Annotated in this window: 3 protein-coding genes; all 3 read right to left on the bottom strand. The window is 65.8% G+C overall.

Annotated features, from left to right (window positions below; all coding sequences use genetic code 11):
* A partial coding sequence (locus EN879_RS34170) for an ATP-binding cassette domain-containing protein (RefSeq protein ID WP_127274626.1) occupies window positions 1–457 on the bottom strand: 457 nt, incomplete at its 3' end.
* Window positions 454–1,176 (bottom strand): ABC transporter ATP-binding protein, encoded by a 723-nt coding sequence (locus EN879_RS34165; RefSeq protein WP_063170668.1) that lies wholly within the window; start codon window positions 1,174–1,176, stop codon window positions 454–456. The genes EN879_RS34165 and EN879_RS34170, both read right to left, overlap by 4 nt.
* A partial coding sequence (locus tag EN879_RS34160) for a branched-chain amino acid ABC transporter permease (RefSeq protein WP_164774770.1) occupies window positions 1,173–1,867 on the bottom strand: 695 nt, incomplete at its 5' end. The genes EN879_RS34165 and EN879_RS34160, both read right to left, overlap by 4 nt.

Below are 1,867 nucleotides of genomic sequence, written 5' to 3'. Positions count from 1 at the left end.
TCATCAGCCCGCGCGCGATCGCCAGCATCTGCTGCTGGCCGCCGCTCAGCGAGCCGCCCCGGTCGCGGCGCTTGGTGGCGAGGATCGGAAAGAAGGCAAGCATGGTCTGGAAGTCGGCCTCGACGGCCGCCTCGTCGCGGCGCGCATAGGCGCCGAGGCGCAAATTCTCCTCGACCGTCATCTCGACGAAGATTTTTCTGCCCTCCGGCACCAGCACGACGCCGCGCCTGGCCATCACATCGGCGGCGGACCCGGTGACGTCGGCGCCGTCGAAAGCGATGTTGCCCGAGCGGGGTTTGATCAGCCCGGCGATAGCCTTGAGCAGCGTCGACTTGCCGGCGCCATTGGGTCCGAGGATGGTGACGATTTCGCCTTCGGCCAATGTCAGCGAGACGCCACGGTTGACGATGGTCGGCCCATAGCCGGTGACGACATCGGAGACGGCGAGCAGGTTCACAGATCGCCTCCGAGGTAGACGTCCAGCACCTTGGGATCGGCAAGCACCTTTTCGGTCGGCCCGTCGGCGATCTTGGAGCCGAAGTCGAGCACGGCAAGGCGCCGGCACAGCATCTGCATCAGCTTCATGTCGTGGTCGATGACGCAGACCGTGATGCCATGGCCCGGCAACTGGCGAACAAGGCCGACAAGGGCAGAGGTTTCGCGGTCGTTGAGGCCGGCGGCGGGTTCATCAAGCAGAAGCAGCGACGGCCGCGTGGCCAGCGCCAGCGCCAGGCCGAGCAGGCGCAGGCTGCCGAACGGCAGCACGCCGGCTTTCTCGCCGGCAAGCGCCTTCAGGCCGACGAAGTCGAGCAGGGCCTCTGGTGTCGGCCACGGATTGGCAGTGCCGCCTGCCCTCGCATGTTCGCCAGCGATCTGGACATTCTCCAGCACCCCGAGGCCGGCAAAGGCCATCGCTTGCTGAAAGGTGTAGCCGATCCCGGCTCGCGATATGGCATGCGGCTTGAGACCGGTGATGTCGCTCCCGCGAAACAGCACGCTGCCGGCGCTGGGCTTATGAACGCCGGTGACGACGTTGAACAAAGTCGTCTTGCCCGACCCGTTGGGACCGACGACGCCGAGGATTTCGCCTTCTTCGACGGCGAGGTCGACGCCGCCAAGTGCCGTGACACCGCCGAACTGCTTGCTCAGGCCGCTGATCGCCAGGATCGGGCTCACCGCCGTGCCTCCGAGGGGGCGGTATCGCGCTCTTTCGTCTCCCGCTTCGGATTGCCCGCCAACATCGAGCGAAGCGCCCGCACGACACCGCCGATCAGGCCATCGGGCAAAAGCATGATGACTGCGATCAGGCAGACGCCGTAGACGATGCGCGACTGCACCGGATCGAGGTTGAGCACTTCCGGCAGGAAGGCGACGAGGATGCCGCCGGCCAGCGGGCCCTCGATCAGCCTTGCCCCGCCGATCATCACCATCAGCGCCAGGTAGATGCTGGGGAAAGACGAGAATTGCGAGGGCGAGATGTGGCCGAGGAAATAGGCCAACAGCACGCCGGAGATGCCGGCAAAGACGCCGCTGACGACGAAGGCGCCGATCTTGTGGCGGCCGACATTGATGCCGAGCGAGGCGGCCAGCTTTTGGTGCTCCCGGATGGCGCGCAGCGTGCGGCCATAGGAGGAGTGGATGATCGCCCAGCTCGCCACCGCCGCTGCCGTGACGAAAGCCACCACCATCAGATAGTAGCGCGTCAAATCGCTCATGTCGGCGCCGAACAGGGTGACCGGACCGGCGATGTCGAGCCCCGTGGCGGCACCGGTATAGTCGCCGCCATTGGTGAGCACAATGGCGAGCAATTGGCCGAAAGCGAAGGTCATGATGACGAAGTGATGGCCGCCGACGCGCAGCGAGGGAA

The organism is Mesorhizobium sp. M7A.F.Ca.AU.002.02.1.1 (assembly GCF_003998535.1).
Taxonomy (GTDB): Bacteria; Pseudomonadota; Alphaproteobacteria; order Rhizobiales; family Rhizobiaceae; genus Mesorhizobium; species Mesorhizobium ciceri.
Note: the sequence above shows the minus strand (reverse complement) of the source record. Positions and strands in the feature narration are given on the sequence as shown.